The organism is Leifsonia sp. PS1209 (assembly GCF_012317045.1).
Classification (GTDB): Bacteria; Actinomycetota; Actinomycetes; order Actinomycetales; family Microbacteriaceae; genus Leifsonia.
Genome location: NZ_CP051154.1, coordinates 3666307 through 3683007 on the forward strand (window position 1 = coordinate 3666307; position 16701 = coordinate 3683007).

21 protein-coding genes are annotated in these 16701 nt (G+C 70.1%); 14 read left to right on the plus strand and 7 right to left on the minus strand.

Going from position 1 to position 16701, the window contains the following annotated elements; translation table 11 throughout:
* On the plus strand, nt 1-846 hold the full coding sequence (locus HF024_RS17510) for a metallophosphoesterase (protein ID WP_168690437.1): 846 nt from the start codon (nt 1-3) through the stop codon (nt 844-846).
* Nucleotides 843-1259, plus strand: a complete 417-nt coding sequence (locus tag HF024_RS17515; protein WP_210723977.1) for a DUF3052 family protein — start codon at nt 843-845, stop codon at nt 1257-1259. The genes HF024_RS17510 and HF024_RS17515 overlap by 4 nt, the downstream gene beginning before the upstream one ends.
* On the opposite strand, the gene HF024_RS17520 is transcribed toward HF024_RS17515, so the two are convergent.
* Entirely contained in the window at nt 1228-1875 is a 648-nt protein-coding gene (locus HF024_RS17520) for an RNA methyltransferase (protein WP_168690439.1), read from the minus strand. The genes HF024_RS17515 and HF024_RS17520 overlap by 32 nt on opposite strands.
* 59 nt (nt 1876-1934) lie before the next feature.
* On the opposite strand from HF024_RS17520, the gene HF024_RS17525 reads away from it, so the two are divergent.
* Nucleotides 1935-2729 (plus strand): HAD-IIA family hydrolase, encoded by a 795-nt coding sequence (locus HF024_RS17525; protein ID WP_143466093.1) that lies wholly within the window; start codon nt 1935-1937, stop codon nt 2727-2729.
* Nucleotides 2730-2777: 48 nt separating this feature from the next.
* Here the strand turns inward: HF024_RS17525 and HF024_RS20005 are convergent, their stop codons facing one another.
* Complete coding sequence (locus HF024_RS20005) at nt 2778-5333, minus strand: septum formation family protein (protein WP_168690440.1); 2556 nt, start codon at nt 5331-5333, stop codon at nt 2778-2780.
* Nucleotides 5333-5881: an orotate phosphoribosyltransferase gene (gene pyrE, locus HF024_RS17535; protein WP_085368122.1), complete on the minus strand. Its 549-nt coding sequence runs from the start codon at nt 5879-5881 to the stop codon at nt 5333-5335. The genes HF024_RS20005 and pyrE overlap by 1 nt, the downstream gene beginning before the upstream one ends.
* Before the next feature lie 89 nt (nt 5882-5970).
* On the opposite strand from pyrE, the gene HF024_RS17540 reads away from it, so the two are divergent.
* Nucleotides 5971-6816 (plus strand): exodeoxyribonuclease III, encoded by an 846-nt coding sequence (locus tag HF024_RS17540; protein WP_168690441.1) that lies wholly within the window; start codon nt 5971-5973, stop codon nt 6814-6816.
* Nucleotides 6817-6923: 107 nt separating this feature from the next.
* A complete protein-coding gene (locus tag HF024_RS17545; RefSeq protein ID WP_168690442.1) occupies nt 6924-7340 on the plus strand; it encodes a hypothetical protein in 417 nt (138 codons plus the stop codon).
* An 11-nt stretch (nt 7341-7351) separates the two neighbouring features.
* Here HF024_RS17545 and HF024_RS17550 read toward each other — a convergent pair whose 3' ends face one another.
* Nucleotides 7352-7858, minus strand: coding sequence for a DUF1990 domain-containing protein (locus tag HF024_RS17550; protein ID WP_247597181.1), 507 nt, complete (start codon nt 7856-7858; stop codon nt 7352-7354).
* A gap of 77 nt (nt 7859-7935) precedes the next feature.
* Here HF024_RS17550 and HF024_RS17555 point away from each other — a divergent pair, with 77 nt between their 5' ends.
* The 8 genes from HF024_RS17555 (at nt 7936) to HF024_RS17590 (ending at nt 13569) form a co-directional block, all read left to right on the plus strand.
* Entirely contained in the window at nt 7936-8178 is a 243-nt protein-coding gene (locus HF024_RS17555; protein WP_168690444.1) for a hypothetical protein, read from the plus strand.
* A 137-nt stretch (nt 8179-8315) separates the two neighbouring features.
* A complete protein-coding gene (locus HF024_RS17560) occupies nt 8316-8972 on the plus strand; it encodes a hypothetical protein (protein ID WP_168690445.1) in 657 nt (218 codons plus the stop codon).
* A gap of 8 nt (nt 8973-8980) precedes the next feature.
* A complete protein-coding gene (locus tag HF024_RS17565; RefSeq protein ID WP_168690446.1) occupies nt 8981-9571 on the plus strand; it encodes a hypothetical protein in 591 nt (196 codons plus the stop codon).
* Nucleotides 9568-10206 (plus strand): hypothetical protein, encoded by a 639-nt coding sequence (locus tag HF024_RS17570; protein WP_168690447.1) that lies wholly within the window; start codon nt 9568-9570, stop codon nt 10204-10206. The genes HF024_RS17565 and HF024_RS17570 overlap by 4 nt, the downstream gene beginning before the upstream one ends.
* A complete protein-coding gene (locus HF024_RS17575; protein ID WP_168690448.1) occupies nt 10203-10859 on the plus strand; it encodes an LPXTG cell wall anchor domain-containing protein in 657 nt (218 codons plus the stop codon). Before HF024_RS17570 ends, HF024_RS17575 begins: the two co-directional genes overlap by 4 nt.
* On the plus strand, nt 10856-12331 hold the full coding sequence (locus HF024_RS17580; RefSeq protein ID WP_168690449.1) for a hypothetical protein: 1476 nt from the start codon (nt 10856-10858) through the stop codon (nt 12329-12331). Before HF024_RS17575 ends, HF024_RS17580 begins: the two co-directional genes overlap by 4 nt.
* A gap of 1 nt (nt 12332) precedes the next feature.
* Nucleotides 12333-13004: a hypothetical protein gene (locus tag HF024_RS17585; protein ID WP_168690450.1), complete on the plus strand. Its 672-nt coding sequence runs from the start codon at nt 12333-12335 to the stop codon at nt 13002-13004.
* 31 nt (nt 13005-13035) lie between these two features.
* Complete coding sequence (locus tag HF024_RS17590) at nt 13036-13569, plus strand: signal peptidase I (protein WP_168690451.1); 534 nt, start codon at nt 13036-13038, stop codon at nt 13567-13569.
* Between the two features lie 3 nt (nt 13570-13572).
* Here the strand turns inward: HF024_RS17590 and HF024_RS17595 are convergent, their stop codons facing one another.
* Genes HF024_RS17595 through HF024_RS17605 form a run of 3 tightly spaced genes read right to left on the minus strand, consistent with a single transcriptional unit; the run spans nt 13573 to nt 14182 of the window.
* Nucleotides 13573-13731 carry a hypothetical protein gene (locus HF024_RS17595; RefSeq protein ID WP_168690452.1) on the minus strand — a complete coding sequence of 53 codons (159 nt, stop codon included), beginning with the start codon at nt 13729-13731 and terminating at the stop codon, nt 13573-13575.
* The gene (locus HF024_RS17600) at nt 13731-13904 is read right to left on the minus strand and encodes a hypothetical protein (protein ID WP_168690453.1); all 174 of its coding nucleotides are present in this window, start codon (nt 13902-13904) and stop codon (nt 13731-13733) included. Before HF024_RS17600 ends, HF024_RS17595 begins: the two co-directional genes overlap by 1 nt.
* A complete protein-coding gene (locus tag HF024_RS17605; RefSeq protein ID WP_168690454.1) occupies nt 13901-14182 on the minus strand; it encodes a hypothetical protein in 282 nt (93 codons plus the stop codon). Before HF024_RS17605 ends, HF024_RS17600 begins: the two co-directional genes overlap by 4 nt.
* Before the next feature lie 204 nt (nt 14183-14386).
* On the opposite strand from HF024_RS17605, the gene HF024_RS17610 reads away from it, so the two are divergent.
* The gene (locus tag HF024_RS17610) at nt 14387-16672 is read left to right on the plus strand and encodes a LuxR C-terminal-related transcriptional regulator (protein WP_168690455.1); all 2286 of its coding nucleotides are present in this window, start codon (nt 14387-14389) and stop codon (nt 16670-16672) included.
* Nucleotides 16673-16701 lie beyond the last annotated feature (29 nt).

The window sequence follows — 16701 nt, forward strand, 5'->3', positions numbered from 1 at the left end:
GTGAGCGAGACCCTGCGCATCCTGCACCTGAGCGACACGCACCTGTACGGCGACGGCCGCCTGCACTACGGGCTGGTGGACACGCTGGCGGCGCTCGACCGGGTGCTGGCGCGCGCGGCGACCATCGAGGCGATCGACCTGGTGGTCGCCTCCGGCGATCTCTCCGACGACGGGAGTGCAGAGTCGTACCGGCTGCTGGCCGGGCGGCTCGAGCCGTGGGCGTCCGAGCGGGACGCGCGGGTGGTCTACGCGATGGGCAACCACGATCTGGCCGGGCCGTTCGAGCAGGTGCTCGGGCCTCGCGAGGCGGTCACCGTCGTCGACGGCTTCCGGGTCGTGACCGTGGACACCGTTGTGGCCGGAGCCGGGTACGGCCGCATCGACGCCGCCCGGTTCGACCGGCTGCGGGCTGCGCTCGCCGAGCCGGCGGAGCACGGAACCGTGGTGGTGCTGCACCACCCGCCCGTGCCGCCGACCACCGGCCTGTTCGAGACGCTGCGCCTGGTCGACCCGGAGGCGCTGATCGACCTCTGCACGGCCGCCGACGTGCGCCTCGTGCTCGCCGGGCACTACCACCACTCGCTCGTCACGGAGATGGGACCTCGGCGCATCCCGGTCGTGGTCGCGCCTGCGGTGGCGAACACGACGGACGTGCTGTGGGCGCCGGAGCGCGAGCGGGCCGTGCGCGGTTCCGGCTTCGCGGTGGTGCAGCTGCCGGTCGCCGGGCCGGTGCGTGCTCACCTGGTCTCCGCACCAGCGCCGGACGACGGCGAGACGGTCTACGACCTCGACCCGGCGGCCATCCAGCGGATCGCCGACAGCGCGGGATGGTCGGTGCGCGCATGAGCGACGCCGCAGGATACTCCGGCACCCCACTGTGGAAGAAGCTCGGCCTCAAACCGGGCATGACGGCACAGGTGCTGCACGCCGACGACGGGTGGCGCATCCCGTTCGACGGCGCGCCGGACGGCATCGTCTGGCTCCCGGAGGACGACGATGGCCAGGCCGGGCTGGTGCTCGCCTTCTACCGCGGCGCCGGCGAGTTCCTGGCCGAGCTCGACGACATCGGCACGCGCATCCGCCCCGACGGGATGCTCTGGGCGGCTTGGCCGCGCAAGGCGGCCGGGCACGTGAGCGACCTCGACGAGAACCTCATCAGGAACGCCGCGATCGAACGTGGGCTCGTGGATGTGAAGGTCGCGGCCGTCGACACGAACTGGTCGGGGCTCAAGCTGGTGTGGCGGCGCGAGAACCGCTGAACGACACGTGCTGCAACACCCAGGCGTGCATCGCGACCGCCGCGGCAGCAGACGCGTTGATCGACCGCGTCGAGCCGAACTGCGAGATCTCCACCACCGCATCCGCGGCGTCGATGGCCTCGGGTGAGAGCCCGGGCCCCTCCTGACCGAACAGCAGCACGCACTCCTTCGGGAACGCGAACGTCTCGATGATGACCGACCCGGGAACGTTGTCGATGGCGATGATCGGCAGGGACGCATCCCGGGCCCAGGCGACGAACGCGGCGACGTCGTCGTGGTGCATGACGTGCTGGTAGCGGTCGGTGACCATCGCGCCGCGCTTGTTCCAGCGGCGGCGCCCGATGATGTGCACGGTGTCCGCGGCGAACGCGTTCGCGCTGCGCACGATCGACCCGATGTTCATGTCGTGCTGCCAGTTCTCGATGGCGACATGGAACGGGTGGCGATGCTGGTCGAGGTCGGCGACGATGGCTTCCATACGCCAGTACCGGTAGCGGTCGATCACGTTGCGGGTGTCGCCGTGCTGCAGCAGGTCGCGGTCGTAATGCTCGTCCACGGGCCACTCGCCCTGCCAGGGACCGACGCCGTACGTCGTCTGCTCGGCTGTCCCATCCACCCGTCGAGCGTACCGCGCGCCACCGAGCGAATAAGCTGTACCCGTCGAAAGGGGATTGCGTGGCGCGACGCGACGAGATCGAATGCTGGCTCACCGACATGGACGGCGTGCTGGTGCACGAGAACCACGCCCTGCCAGGAGCTTCCGCCCTCATCCAGCAGTGGCGGGATGACGGCACGCCCTTCCTGGTGCTCACCAACAACTCCATCTTCACGCCGCGCGACCTCGCGGCCCGCCTGCGCGCATCCGGACTGGATGTGCCGGAGGAGTCCATCTGGACCTCCGCACTGGCGACGGCGGACTTCCTCAAGTCGCAGATCCCCGGCGGCAGCGCCTACGTGATCGGCGAGGCCGGCATCACGACCGCGCTGCACGAGGCGGGCTTCATCATGACCGACACGAACCCGGACTACGTGGTCGTCGGCGAGACCCGCTCGTACTCCTTCGACGCGATCACCAAGGCGATCCGGCTCATCGGCAAGGGCGCGCGCTTCATCTCCACCAACCCGGATGCGACGGGCCCGAGCGCGGACGGCCCCCTGCCTGCGACCGGCGCTGTGACCGCGATGATCACCAAGGCGACCGGCATGGAGCCCTACGTGGTCGGCAAGCCCAACCCGATGATGTTCCGCTCGGCGATGAACCGCATCGGCGCGCACTCGGAGAACACGGCGATGATCGGCGACCGGATGGACACCGACATCGTCGCGGGCATCGAGGCCGGACTGCACACGATCCTGGTGCTCACCGGCATCAGCGACCAGAGCGAGATCGACCGCTACCCGTTCCGGCCGGACGAGATCCTGACCGGCGTGAGCGAGCTGGTGGCGGAGCCGCACGAGACCGACCTGTAAGGGGTCGGGCCCGGGGTTGCGTCCTGGTGGGCGCGGCGCCGGTTGCGCTTAGGCGGCCGGGCCCGGTCCGGCGACGGACGACGTGAGCGGCTCCCCGCCCGACCGGCTGGCGAAGCAGTAGAACGAGCGCTGCCCGTCCTTCCACTGCTGCTCCGTGGCGGGGAAGGTGCCCTGCAGCTGCAGGTCGGGATAGGCGGCGGCCGCAGCCAGGTCGACGATCCCCGGCTGGGTGCAGACCGCGTTGATCTGCCCGGCGAGAGCGTCGGCACCCGGATACGGCGCGGCGATGTCGGCCGAGAACAGGTTCGTGTACACCAGCTGCGCGGTATGCGGCGCCGCGCAGTCGACCACGGTGAACGTCTCCACCCACGGCGACGTGTACGGCTGGATGCACTCCCCGCCGCCCAGCGTGTTCCAGGCGTGCGTGCCCGGCCCGACAGGCCCGGCCGGCTTGGCCTGCACGGTCGGCGTTGGGGTCGGCGTCGGAGTCGCGCTCGGTGTCTTGCTCGCGGTCGCGGAGGGGGACGGCTTGGCGTCGGCCCCGAACATCTGCGGGATGCGCGTGCCGAGGGCGAACAGGCCGATCAGCACGAGGATCACGGCGAGACCGCCCGCCACCCAGTACAGGATGCGGTTGACCCGGTGCGAGCCGCCGCGTCCGGTGGGCGGCGGTGCGGTGGGGCCGGTGGGAGCGGCGGGGCCGCCGGAGCGTGAAGGTGTGGGGCCGGAGGCGGTGGGAGTCTGGCCGGTGGCTACCGGCGCGGGGGCGGCTGGCGCAACCGGCGGCACGAGGGCGATGGTCTCCGCCGTCGCGGGGGAGGCGAGCTCGGGGAAGAGGATGGTCGCCGCCGTGGGTGCCTGGCCCTCCTCGTCGGTGTCGCGGGTGTCGTCGTCCTGCTCGCTGTCGTGGTCGTCGGGGGCTCCCGCATCCACTGCCGCGGTCGATCCGGTGAACGGTGCGGGCTCGCTGGCCTCGCCGATGCTCTCGGCGTCGAGAGGCTGGGTGGCCGGGGACGGCAGAGCGCCGAGCAGCAGCGTCGCCTCCTCGATCGGCGGGACCGTGGCCGGAGGAACATCCGGGATCGAGTCGGTGTCGGTGGGGGCGAGCTCGCTGGGCTCCGGCTCGCCCGGCTCGGGGTCACCGGGCCTGGCGCGGAGGAGTGCGGCGATCTCCGCCGTGTCGAGCTTGGCCGTGGGGACGTCGGCCTGGCTCGGCTCCGGGGTAGCGGTCGGCTCGAAGAGGCGCGACGCGTCCGGGGGCGGGAGCACGGGCGACGTCGGTGGGACAGGAGGCGCAGGAGGCGTGAAGGCGGCGGGTGCGGCTTCCGGAGGCGTCAGCGCGCCGGGCGGGATCGGGATGATGCCAGTGGTGTCGCCGATCACCGAGCGGCTGGTGGAGGTGGGCTCTTCGTCGTCCTCCCCGAAGAAGCCGAGCAGCGCGGCGAGGCCGTGGCTCTCCTCCTCGGGCTCGCCCGCTGGTGTCGATTCGGGCTCGGGCGCTGGTTCCGGCTCAGGCTCCGGTGCTGGCTGCGCAGGCACTGGCTCGGGCGTCACGGGGACAGCAATGGATGGGCGGAACAGCGGCGGCTCTGCTGGTTCGTCCGGCGCGGAGGAAGCGGGCACGGCGGGTGCAGCAGGCTCGGCGGCGGCGGGCACGGGTGCCACCGCAGGCTCGGCGGGAGCAGCAGACTCGGCGGCGGGCACGGGTGTCGCCTCGGGCTCGGCGTCGATGTTCCACACGGGGGGCTGCGGGAGGCGGAGGGATTCGTAGAAGCTGGGCGGCTCGAAGGTGGTGGTGTCCGGCGGCGTCGGCTCGCGGCGCTCCGGCTCGGCTGCCGCCGGTTCCGCGGATTCCGTGTGGGACGACGACTCGTAGGAATCGAACGACGGCACCGGGATCACCGGCGGCACTGCCGGCGCCGCGGGAGCGATCGGCTCCGCCACGGGCTCCGCGGCCGGCGCGGACGCGTCGGGGGTCTCCGCCTGCTCGGTGCTGGTGTCGTCGAGGTGCCAGACGGTGCTGGGGGCGGGCTGGGCGGGCTCGTCCACGAGAGGGTCCGTCCCGACGCCGGGCGTGAGGTGCCAGCTGAAGCCGGAACCCTGCTCGGGCTCCTCGACCGGTTCGGCTGCCTGCTCGGGCTGCACCGGACCCTCGGCCGGGAGCTCAGGCTCGACCACCGGGTTCAGGAACAACTCGAACGTGTCCTGGGCGTACGGCGCCTCGACGGAGGGGTGCTGTTCGGCCTCGGAGACCACGGGCAACGCGACCGTCGGGTCTGCGGCCTCCGGTTCGCGGCTGGGCACCGGAGCGGTCTCCGGCGCGACAGGGGCGGCGGGGACGGCAGGAGCATCCGGAGTATCTGCATCCGGAGCATCCGGAGCATCCGGAGCGTCCGGAGCGTCCGGAGCACCAGCATCCGGCGCATCCACCCCACCCGCATCCGGCGTATCCGCCGCATCCGCCTGCTCCGCCGGGCGCGCCACGCGCCGCCCGCCGGTGAGCTGCTGCAGCAGCCATTCCGAACTGCCGAACTCGGGTTCGTGCGTGTCGGGGCGCTCGTCGCCCTCGGCGTCGTCCGATCCCGGGTGGCGTTCGTCGGTCACTACTCGAGCCCCAGGTCCTTCAGGCCGATGGCGGCGAAGTACGGGTAGCCGGCCTCTTCGATGACCTCGCGCGCGCCCGTGTTGCGGTCGACCACGACGGCGACGCCGACGATCTCCGCACCGACCTTCTTCAGCGCTTCGATCGCTTTCAGCGGCGAACCGCCCGTCGTGGACGTGTCTTCGAGCACGATCACGCGCTTGCCGGCGAGGTCCGGGCCCTCGACCTGCTTGCCGCGGCCGTGGTCCTTGGGCTCCTTGCGGACGACGAACGCGTCGTACGCGAGCCCGCGGGCGGCGCCCTGGTGCAGGATCGCGGCGGCGACGGGGTCTGCGCCCATCGTCATCCCACCGACCGCGAACACGTCGGGGACGTCGGCGATGAGGTCGATCATCACCTGGCCGATGAGGGGCGCGACACGGTGGTCGAGGCTGACCTTGCGCAGGTCGACGTAGTAGCTCGCCTTCTTGCCGCTCGTGAGTGTGAAGTCCCCGTGGAACACGGCTTCGGCCGAGATGTAGTCGATGAGCTGCTGTCTTGCGTCGGTCACGTCCCCGATTCTAGGGGGGAACACGGCGAAAACGCCTCCCCACCAGGCCGTGACCCGTGGCTGTCTGCGGTGGCCGATACGATCGAGGCATGCGCGTTGCGACCTGGAATGTGAACTCGATCCGCACCCGAGTGGGCCGTACCGTCGACTGGATGGTCCGCGAAGACGTGGATGTGCTGGCCATGCAGGAGATCAAGTGCAAGCCGGAGCAGTTCCCGATGCAGCAGTTCGAGGACGCCGGATACGAGGTGGTGCTGCACGGGCTCAACCAGTGGAACGGCGTCGCGATCGCGAGCCGTCTGCCGATCGAGGACGTCGAGATCGGCTTCCCAGACATGCCGGGCTTCCTCAAAGGACACGAGGGCCCCGACCTGCCCAAGGAGGCGCGGGCGATCGGTGCGACCATCGGCGGCATCCGGGTGTGGAGCCTGTACGTGCCGAACGGCAGGGCGCTCGACGACCCGCACTTCCACTACAAGCTCGACTGGCTGGCCACCCTCGCCGCAGACACCCAGCGCTGGCTCGCCGAACAGCCGGACCTGCCGCTCGCGCTGATGGGCGACTGGAACGTCGCCCCGCTCGACTCCGACGTCGGCGACCCAAGCCTCATCCCGGGCGTCTCGACCCACATCTCCCCGCCGGAGCGCAGCGCGTTCAGCGCGTTCGAGGCGATCGGGCTGACGGACGTCGTGCGCCCGCTCGTGCCGGAGGGCTACACGTACTGGGACTACAAGCAGCTGCGTTTCCCCCGCAACGAAGGCCTGCGCATCGACTTCATCCTCGGCTCCAAGCCGTTCGCCGATCTGGTCACGTCGGCGAGCATCCACCGCAACGAGCGCAAGGGCGAAGCCCCGAGCGACCACGTGCCGGTGCTGGTCGAACTCGATCTCGGGGGCGACGAGGACGACGACGACCGGCCGATGATCTTCGGATAGGGGTCGGCGGTCGCGTCTGCGGCCGGAGAATATCCTGACATTCTGCGTTTGTGACGGTTTCCTGGTCGTGATTCCCCATCGACGGGGACCTCACGAATGGACGTGAAATGCGGAGAATCGCTGACGACTTCCGTCCCAACGCCGCCAGCATCACCATCCTCGGCATCGGAGCGGGTCTCCTCGCGGGCGGCGTGATTCTGGCCGTCGCGGGGATACCGGGTGCCGACGGCGGCTCCCAGACACTCTTCCTCCTCGCGACGGTGGCGGCGCTCGCGGCAGCCGTCGTGGGGTTTCTCGTCAACCTTCGGCGCGACGGGCGACCGTTCGACCCGCGGCTGCTCCGTCCCAATCGGGCCAGCGTGAGCATCCTGATCGTGGGCCTGCTCCTGTTTGCGCTGGGCGCCGCTCTCACCATCCTCGGCGTCGAACACACGGGGAAGACCCTCCTCAGCACGGGCATCCCCATCGCCGCCCTAGCGTGCGCAGTCGGAGTCGTGGTAAACGTTCGACGACAGCGAGAGTAGCCTGCCCACGCTCAGCGCAACGCCCGCAGATACCGCCGCTTCGCGACGCGCTGCGCGACCAGAAGCACCGGGAACAGCGCGCGCCACGGCTGCTGCGGCGCCGCCCTGGTCAGCGAGCGCACCACGATGCGCACCTCGTCGCCGTCGCGCTCGACGATGAACGCCTCCTCGCCGGCAACCGGATGCCCGGGGAGCGTGCGGTAGGAGAATCCGACGCGATCCGGGTCGTCCACCACGCGCACCACCTCCACCGGCTCCGTCACGGTGACACCGAGGACGCGCGCGGTGATCACCTGCCGCTGCCCCGGGATCACGCGCGGCGGGTCGGCCGTGCCGCCGACCAGGAAGCCGCTCGCCGTCTTCACCCGCCAGCGCAGGATGTCCGTGGCCGCGCGCATCCACTGCTCGTCTCCGGAGCCGATGGGGGCGGAGACCTCCGAGCGTCGGTAGCCCGGAACGCTGGGCGCCCAGTGACGGAACGCTGGGGTCGTCCAGCCCTGGTCGTCAGCGTCGTTCACGAGGCGAGCGTAACAAACGTCCATATTGCCTAGAATTGATATTGGTATTCGGAACACTTTTGGGTCAGTATTTGCGCATGGCAAATGACCCTCATCGAATCACGTCGCCGAGCCGCACCGATCAGGTCGGGCTGGGCATCCCGCATCTTCGGACAGGAGAGGCGATCACCCTCATCTCGTGGCGACGCACCAAGCAGGGGTGGGCCTTCGATGTGCGCGCCGGCAGTTACGTGGCGCACAACACCACGCACTGGCTGCTTCAGAGCGGCACAGACCGCGTCGTGCTGCCCATCTCGGAATGGTCGCTCTTCAGTTCTTGATGCCGCTTCCAAACTGATATTAAGCATGCATTGCGTAACCATGTCGGGCGGGCAAGAATGAGCGCCTGAGGGCAGCGCGGTGGCTCGACCGGAGCTCCGCGCATCACCGACAGCGTGCCCACAGCAAGGAGATCAGCATGACAATCGAGAATGCGCAGCCTCGGCGACGCTCCAGCCGTAAGCGGGCGTTCCTCGCCCTCGGCGCAGTGGTCGCGGTGGGCGCAGGCATCACCGCAGCGGCTTTCACCGACTTCGCGAACCTGAACCTCGGGGCGAACGGCATCGGCGCCGACCAGTACAACATCCAGGTCGTCGACACCGACCCGATCACCGGCGTTCAGAACCCGGGATCCTGGCAGGAGGCCGACACCCCCGCCGGTGCTCCGATCGAGCTCGTCGGCGCGCAGACGCTCTTCCCCGGAAGCGCGGCGATCAGCGTCGACATCCCCGTCCGCAACGCATCCACCACACTCGGCTCCACGCTGACGCTCACCCTGGCGCAGCTCCCGGATGCCGGCGCGAACGTGACGGACGCGAACTACCTGTCGAGCCTGCGGTTCTCATACGCGCAGGCCGCCACGTCCGTCGACGGCACCGCCATCAGCGGCACCGACCTGACCTTCGCTCAGCTCAACGACGTCGCTCTCAACGGCCTCGCCGCCGGCGAGGAGTCGAGCGTGACGATCACGGTCCGACTGCTCGACCAGGCCGAGTCCGGCGCCGCCTTCGACGACAACTCGCTGAACGGCGCGAAGGCGTTCGTGCAGGCGCAGTTCAACGGCACGTCTGTCTGATCACCGCCGTGAGCCTGTTCAGCCCGTCGTCGCGTCGACCCCCGGTGGTCCGCGTGCTCGCGTCGCTCGTCGGCGTCGGAGCGTTCGCTCTCGTCGGCCTCACCGCCGCGAGCACGGTCGACTGGGGTCAGCTGATCGTCGCGGTCGACGGGTCGGACAACACCTTCGACCTGCAGGCAGCAGGCAGTGACGAGCCGGGCTGGACACCCACCGCGGCGTCGTGGGAGCAGGGCCGCCCCGACCCGATCGTCGTCGTCCTCCGGGACGCGACGATCGGGCCGGGCACGTCCATCGCCACGCGCGTCGCGGTGCGGAACGCCAGCCCGCGGCTCGGCGCCATCGTGGTCTTCCATGTGATGCGCCCCGCCACCCCCAACCCCCTCTTCGACCAGCTCCGCTTCACCGTCTCCGAGGGCGGCCACGTCTACGCCAGCGATGTGGATGCGGCGCACGCGTCGGCCATCGCGCTGACCGGACCGACCGCATCCGGAGCGTCGCGGACGCTCGACGTGACCGTGTCCGTCCCTACAGATGCCACGGACGAGCTCGAAGGGCTCAGAACCCCCGTGTCCGTCCGATTCTCCGGAGTGAGCGAATGACGAGCAGACCCCGCATCCTCCGCGGACCCCACGTCCGCCGGCTTCCCGGCGTCGCCGTCGCCGCCCTGCTGACGACCGCGACGGTCGCGGCCGTCGCATCCATCGGCGTCACGTCGGCGAGCTTCACCGACCAGGCCGCCAGCGCCATCGGCACGAACGGCTCTGTCGGCGGCTCGTACGACATCGCCCAGCTCGCACCGGACGACTCCGTCGTGCAGGGCGACCCTGACCCCGTCATCCTCGACACCACGAACACCGGCACGGTCACCCTCGACGCCTCGGCGTCCACCTCCGTCGAGACGCGCGTCGTGACCACCACCGCTGCGACCGGCCCCGTGCACCTCACGCTCTATAACGCGTACCAGGGCACGCGCCCCGGCGACCCCGGCATCGCGGGGGCGGGAGCCGACCCGTACGACTACGCCCTCTACACGGTCAGTGTGGACGGGACACCCGTGGCCACAGCACTGTCCGCCACCGACCTCAACGCCGCAGCCATCGTCATCGGCGGATGGACGAAGGATGTGCCGAAGACCATCACCGTCCAGCCGCAGATGATGCGCGCGGCGGGCAACGCCTACGCGTTCAACAGGTCGTTCGCCATCGGCATCCGCTTCGACGGGGCGACATCGTGACCAGGCGGATGGGCGGCGCGCGCGCCGTGAGCGCCATCCGGGCCGTGACCACCTCCATCGTCGCGGTGTCAGTCGCCGCGTCGCTCGCGCTGAGCAGCGCACTCCTTCCCTCCGGCGCCGCCGAGGCCGCACCCTCCGGATCGTCCACCGTGAGCGTGGCCATGCCGGGTCCCGGTCACTCCTCCTCCTGGTCCGGCTCCATCGCGAACCCCGGACGGGATGCGGCGGAGGCGTTCCTCACGGTGACGGAGGTCGGCGGCTCCGCCGACGCGTTCGGCGATCTGCTGACGGCCACCGTCACCCTCCCGTCCGTCAGGGTGCTCATCGCGGAGACGCCGGTCGCCCGGATGCTCGGCGGAGCGCCGATCCCCCTCGGCCCTATCGCCGCAGGAGCCACGGTCACCATCGGCGGCACCGTCACGCTGGCGAGGGATGCCGGGGACGAGTTCCAGGGTCTCAGCGCAGCGGTCGTATTCCAGCTCACCGCCGTCGAGAAGACGCAGCCTCACCCGCCGGTCGCCCTGCCCATCGCACTGCCGGACACGGGGTCGATCATCGCCGTCACAGCCATCGCGGTCGCGGCCGTCGCCATCCTCGGCGGCGCGATCCTGCTCATCGTCCGACGAAAGAAGACGAGGAGGGAGGAGCCGTGAGCGCACCTCGATCGCGCATCCTTACCGCATCCATCGGCGCCGTCGCCGCCGCAGGGCTGGTGCTCGCAACGCTCGGACTCGGTGCAGGCACCACGACCGCCGCGTACACCGACACCACGGCGGCGGAGACCTCGCAGAGCCAAACGCCGCTGACCTCGCAGTCGGCCAGGATGTTCCCGACGCAGACGCGGATCGCCAACACGATCACCTGGTTGCAGAGCGACGGGACGCTGTGGGTGTGGGGCTTCCGCGGCAACGGGCTCTCCGGGTCCGGGTCTGCCACCGTCCCCAACAACAACACCGCGCCGTCCGCGGTGATCCTCCCGAACGACGGGTACGCCGGCCCCGGCCGCCGCAGCATCGTGAAGGTCGCAGGCACCAGCCAGGACAACTACTACCCGACCGACATCAACACCACCGGGCTGGCCGCGCTCTCCGACGACGGGCAGGTGTACACCTGGGGAGGGAACTCGGCCAACAACATCATGGGGCGCCCGTCCGCACCGACTCCGTTCACCCTGCCCGGCCTCGTCTCCATCCCGGGAAGGGTAATCGATCTCACCTCGTCCGCCACGGTGTACATGGCGCTCACCGACACCGGGGACCTCTACACCTGGGGCTATGCGCAGGCCAGGGGCGCGACCGGGCAGGGCACAGCGACCGCCTCGTCGGCCGCCCCCTCCCTCATCATGTCCGGTGTCCACAGCATCGGATCCGGGATGTGGAACGGCTGGGCGATCAGAGGCGACTCGAGCCCGGGCGACACGACGACAGGCGTGTTCTGGTGGGGCTGGGCGAACACGGGCTCCTTGTACGCCTCCGACCCGTCCGGAGACAACATCGGGGCCAACGCCAACTCTCCCACCCGCTCGACGGCGCTGTCTGCATACGCGACCAGTGGATGCGACACCGTCGGTGTGATCATGGGCTCGGCGGACGATCACTGCTCGATCAAACAGCTGAACGGGCACTACTTCGGGAACCAGCTGGTCACCTCCGACGGACAACTCGTCACCTGGGGAGCCGGCAACCAGTACGGCACAGGCCGCCCATACGTCAGCGGGGCCGAGTCGGCCACGCCGACGGTCGTGCCGCTTCCGAACGGCGACACGGTCGCATCCGTCTCCGTCACCGTCGACTACGTGGAGGTGCTCGCAGCGTCGGGAACGCTCTACATCTACGGCCGGTACTCGTTCGCCTGGGGTCCGAACCCTGCCACAGGTGCCGTCTCGGCGACGAACATCGTCACCCCGACAGCCATCACGGCGTTCTCCGGGCCGGTGGCCGCCGTCGGTGGCTTCGGGTACTCGGGCACCGCGCTGCTGGCCGACGGCACGCTTGCCTCCTGGGGAGGGAGCACCCAGGGCGGGAACAGCAACCTGTACAACTCGATCAGGCCCGACTGGTATACGACCCAACCGACGAACAATGCCGTCCAAGGCATTCTGCCGATGACCCCACCAGGACTGTGACATGCCGCGCATCAGAATCACCCTCCCGTTGATCACCGCCGGCGTTGTCGCGACCGCCCTGGCGGTCCTCGGCACGACCTCCACGATGAGCGCCCTGACCGACACGGCCGCGCTCAACCTCGGCCAGGGCGGCATTGGCACTGACGTGCCCTTCGGGATCGTGACAGTCCATCCGGACGGCACCGTGCACCACGCCCCGCCCGGAGCGGCCGCCGCGGTCCCGCTGACAGGAGACGACGCGTTCGTGCCCGGCCGTTCCCTCTCCGTCGACCTCGGTGTCGCCAACAACTCTCCCGGCGTCGCCGCACAGGTGACGATGACGATCGGCCCCTCTGATGCGGCGGGCACGGGCCAGGTGGGCAGCGCGCCGAACATCACCCCGTTCATCCGGGTCACCGTCGTGGACACCAGCACCGGTCAGCTCCTGCTCGGCGGGAGCGCGAGCGATCCATCGCAGGGCGTGTCCGTCGGCGCGGCGAACGCGGTGATCGGGCGCCTCGGCGCCCGGGGGGCGGCCCCGTTGACCGACGGCGACACGTGGGCGCCGGGCGCAGCGGACAGCCGCCGCGACCTGACGATCGTCCTCTACTACGTGGACACACCGGAGACCAGCGCGTACAACGGCGGCGCGACGGCACTGGAGGTGGTGTTCGATGGCTCGTCGAGCTCGTAGGCGCGCTCGACCGAGGCGGAGCGTGCTCGGCATGGTCGGCTCGGTCATGCTCACCATCGCCGCGATCGTCGGTGTCGCCGCGGTGCTGGCCGTCGCGGCGAGCGCCATCCTCGGCATCCGGCCCGTGGTCGTGATCTCCGGCTCGATGGAGCCCGTCCTCCCGGTCGGCTCGATGGTCTTCGCGCAGGACGTTCCCGCCAGCACGGTGCGGGTCGGCGACATCGTCACGACGCAGCGTCAGGACGGCGCGAAGGGCCTCATCACACACCGGGTCGTGAGCGTGGAGACCGCAGGTACGACCACCACGCTGCGGCTGAAGGGCGATGCGAACACCACGGAGGACCCGCTGCCGTACGTCACGACAAGGGTCGGGATGTACCTCTTCCACGTGCCGTGGGTCGGCACGCTCGCCCTCGCAGCCCGGACGCCGTTCGGGCTGACCGCAATCGGGCTGTACGTGCTCGCGCTCGTGGCCATCATGATCCTGGGGCGCAGACGGCCGTCCGCCCGCCCCGCCAAAGGGACGGCGGAGCGGGCGGACGATCGAGCGGCGGTCGAGGGCTGAGCGCTACAGGCGACGACGGGACGCTTTCAACGTCAAGACCACGACGTCGCTGCCGAAGGCGCGACGGAGCCGCGCCGTGGCGGTCACCGGGTCGTCCCCCTCGACTTCGACCACGAACCTGCGCTGCTGCGCGGTCTCGACGACCGCTTCGTAGCGCTGCATCAGAACCCCGCCCTGGTGAACCGCGCCAGCCAGTCGGCGTACGTGTGGTCTTCACCGATCGGGCAGTCGCATTCGATGCGGATCAGCTCCCCGGTCACGCCGCTGATCGACTGCTCGAAGTGGGACGCGTCTGCCACCTGCTGGGTGGGACGGTCGGACGGTATCGTGCTCATGCTTCATCTCCATCGAGTGTGTTCGTCATGGCCGGTCTGCCCTTGCGGAACCGGCCGTCGTTCGGCGGAAACGGGTCGCCTTCGTTGAACTGCGTCGCCAGGCTCTCGAGCTCGCGCTGGATGGCCGCCTCGACGAGAGAGTTCATCGAGGAATGGCCTCCTGCCCTGCCCGCGGTACTGAGCACGGCGGTCTCTGCGCTCTTCTTCACGGAGAGACGCACGCGGACCGTCATCGTCGTTCGCAGCGGCTCCGTGAACCCGCTCTCCTCGATCGTCATGTCGCTCCTTGCCTCTGGCATCCATTCGATGGATAAGAGCCCGGCACAGCGACGCGATAACGCGGGCGCGAGCCGATGGGAGCGGCGACCGCGTTATCGCGTCGCCGGGCGGCCGAAAGTGGATAGTTCGCACACCCTGAGCGGATTTCGGCGACGGTTGCGCCGGCGTTGACTGGAGAACCCGCCCGAGAACAGAGCACCGCCATGTCGTCGACCGCCGACCTCCCGACCGAGACAACGCCCCTCATCGGAAGGAAGGCGGATATCGCCGACGCGCGCTCTGCGCTGGGGGAGACCCGCATCCTGACCATCGTCGGTGCGGCGGGCATCGGCAAGACCCGCATCGCTCTCCGGCTCGCGCACGACGTCAAGCGGCGCTTCCGCGACGGCGCACTCCTCGTGCGGCTGGATGACGCATCGGACGCGCACGACGTCGTCCACGCGGTCGCCGAGGGCTTGGGGCGCTCCACCTCGACCGAGAACACGCACGCTGAGGTGATCTCAGCGCTCGCTGGACGAGAACTGCTGCTCGTGCTCGACACCTGCGACAGGGTGCTCGACGGATGTGCCAGCCTCATCGTCTCGATCATCGACGCGTGCCCTCACGTCAAGGTGGTCACGACGAGCAGGGAGGCCTTGCGCATCGCCGGGGAGCGCATCCAGGTCGTGCACCCGTTATCGGCGCCGACGTCCGAGGCCGCCGACCCTCGGCAGAGCACGACGGGCGCTGTCGAGCTCTTCCTGGATCGCTCCCAACCGGACCGGGATGCACCACCCGCCGGCGGCCCGGACCTCGCCTCCATCTCCGCGATCTGCCGCAGCCTCGACGGCGTTCCGCTCGCGATCGAGCACGCCGCGGGCCGACGCGTCGTGCTCTCGGCGCGACACATCCTGGAACGGCTCGACCTGGAACTGCTGTCGAGCCAGGACAGGGGCTTGACGGAGAGGCATCACAGCCTCCGCGCCGCCCTGCAGTGGAGCTACGACGCGTTCACACCGCTCGAGCAGGAGGCATGGACGCTGCTGTCGGTGTTCGACGGTCGCTGGTGTCCTGAGGCGACGGCGGCCGTCCTCGCGCCGTGCGCGCTCTCCCCCATCCGGATGCTCGACCTGATGCAGGCGCTCGTGGCGAAGTCGATCGTGGACAGCGAGGAGACCGACGGGCAGGTGTGGTACTCGATGCTCGACGGCACCAGGCGGTTCGGGCGCGAACTCCTCCAGGATCATCCCGGGTACCAGGCGACCCGGATGCGGCACCGCGAGTGGTATCTGCAGCAGCTCGTCGAGGCGAACGAGACCTGGCTCAGCGACCGGCAGGGCGCGTGGCTCACCCGGTTCGCCCACGAGCTGCCCAACCTCACGGCCGCGGTGGAGTTCTCCCTCGCCGAGCTGGGCCCCGACGCCGCGCTCGCTCTGCTGGTGCGGGGGTGGAGGATCGCCTGGGGCAGCCACGGCAGGCTCGCCGAGTTCCGCACGCTACTCGACCGCGCCCTGGAGGCGGCGTCCGGGCTCGAGACGGCCGAGCACGCGACCGCCCTGGCGATCAGCGGGACGTTCCTCGGCCTCGACGGAGACGCCGGCGCGCACGGCGTCTTCGCGGAGGCCCGGCGTATCGCCCGCGCACTCTGCGAGGCGGCGACGATGGCCTTCGTCGACGGAGCTGCCGCGTCGGCGGCTCGGGACGCTCGCGAATCCATCCGGCTCTTCCACAGCGCGCTGCGGCTCGACCCTCAACCGCGATCACCGGCCGACGTCGCCTTCTTCACCTCCGGGCTGGCGCTCGCATACGAACGTCTCGGCTTCGATCAGAGTGCCACCATCGTGCGCGAACGCTTCCTGCGTTCCGCAGCGGCGAACGGCGAGCGCTACGAGGGAGCCGCCCTGCTCCTGCACTCGGCCGCGTACCGCCTGCGCCGCGGCGACGCGAAGGAGGCGCAGGAGCTCGCGCGGCAGTCGCTCGTGCTGCTGCGGGAATTGCGTGCCCCGCTCGGCATCGCCCACGCGCTGCACGCGATCGGGCGGGCCGACCTGGCGGCCGGGGACCTCGCGAAGGGTCACGTCATCATCGATGCAGCGGAAGCCGTGTGGCGGGGAGCGGGCGAGCTTCCGCAGCCTGGACCGTTTCCCGGCGATGCCGCCCGGCTGGGCGCGCGGAACGGCTCGCCCTCCCGCCAGGGGCGGGCCGCCGACGGCGAGGACAGCGCGATCGAGCTTCCGATGGAGGACGCCATCCGCCTCGCTCTGGGCGAGGCCATCGCCGTTCCGCCGACGTCTGCCCGACGCCTGGTCGACGGGCAGCTGAGCGCGCGCGAGCTGGAGGTGTGCGACCTGATCACCGAGGGGCTGACCGATCGGGAGATCGCCGCACGGCTCGTGCTGTCCGTGCGCACCGTGAACAACCACGTCCAACGCATCCTGGCCAAGCTCGGCTTCACGTCGCGCACTCAGGTGGCGGCCTGGCGGTTGCGGACTCGCGGATACCTCACTTGAGGCAGTAGATTAGGTATTTCTAACTACAC

Bases quoted from the DNA above. Each gene is read 5' to 3' on its own strand.
- HF024_RS17515 (WP_210723977.1), top strand. From the start codon at position 843: ATGAGCGACGCCGCAGGATACTCCGGCACCCCACTGTGGAAGAAGCTC.
- HF024_RS17540 (WP_168690441.1), top strand. From the start codon at position 5,971: ATGCGCGTTGCGACCTGGAATGTGAACTCGATCCGCACCCGAGTGGGC.
- HF024_RS17545 (WP_168690442.1), top strand. From the start codon at position 6,924: ATGCGGAGAATCGCTGACGACTTCCGTCCCAACGCCGCCAGCATCACC.
- HF024_RS17555 (WP_168690444.1), top strand. From the start codon at position 7,936: ATGGCAAATGACCCTCATCGAATCACGTCGCCGAGCCGCACCGATCAG.
- HF024_RS17560 (WP_168690445.1), top strand. From the start codon at position 8,316: ATGACAATCGAGAATGCGCAGCCTCGGCGACGCTCCAGCCGTAAGCGG.
- HF024_RS17570 (WP_168690447.1), top strand. From the start codon at position 9,568: ATGACGAGCAGACCCCGCATCCTCCGCGGACCCCACGTCCGCCGGCTT.
- HF024_RS17585 (WP_168690450.1), top strand. From the start codon at position 12,333: ATGCCGCGCATCAGAATCACCCTCCCGTTGATCACCGCCGGCGTTGTC.
- HF024_RS17590 (WP_168690451.1), top strand. From the start codon at position 13,036: ATGGTCGGCTCGGTCATGCTCACCATCGCCGCGATCGTCGGTGTCGCC.
- HF024_RS17595 (WP_168690452.1), bottom strand. From the start codon at position 13,731: ATGCAGCGCTACGAAGCGGTCGTCGAGACCGCGCAGCAGCGCAGGTTC.
- HF024_RS17600 (WP_168690453.1), bottom strand. From the start codon at position 13,904: ATGAGCACGATACCGTCCGACCGTCCCACCCAGCAGGTGGCAGACGCG.
- HF024_RS17605 (WP_168690454.1), bottom strand. From the start codon at position 14,182: ATGACGATCGAGGAGAGCGGGTTCACGGAGCCGCTGCGAACGACGATG.
- HF024_RS17610 (WP_168690455.1), top strand. From the start codon at position 14,387: ATGTCGTCGACCGCCGACCTCCCGACCGAGACAACGCCCCTCATCGGA.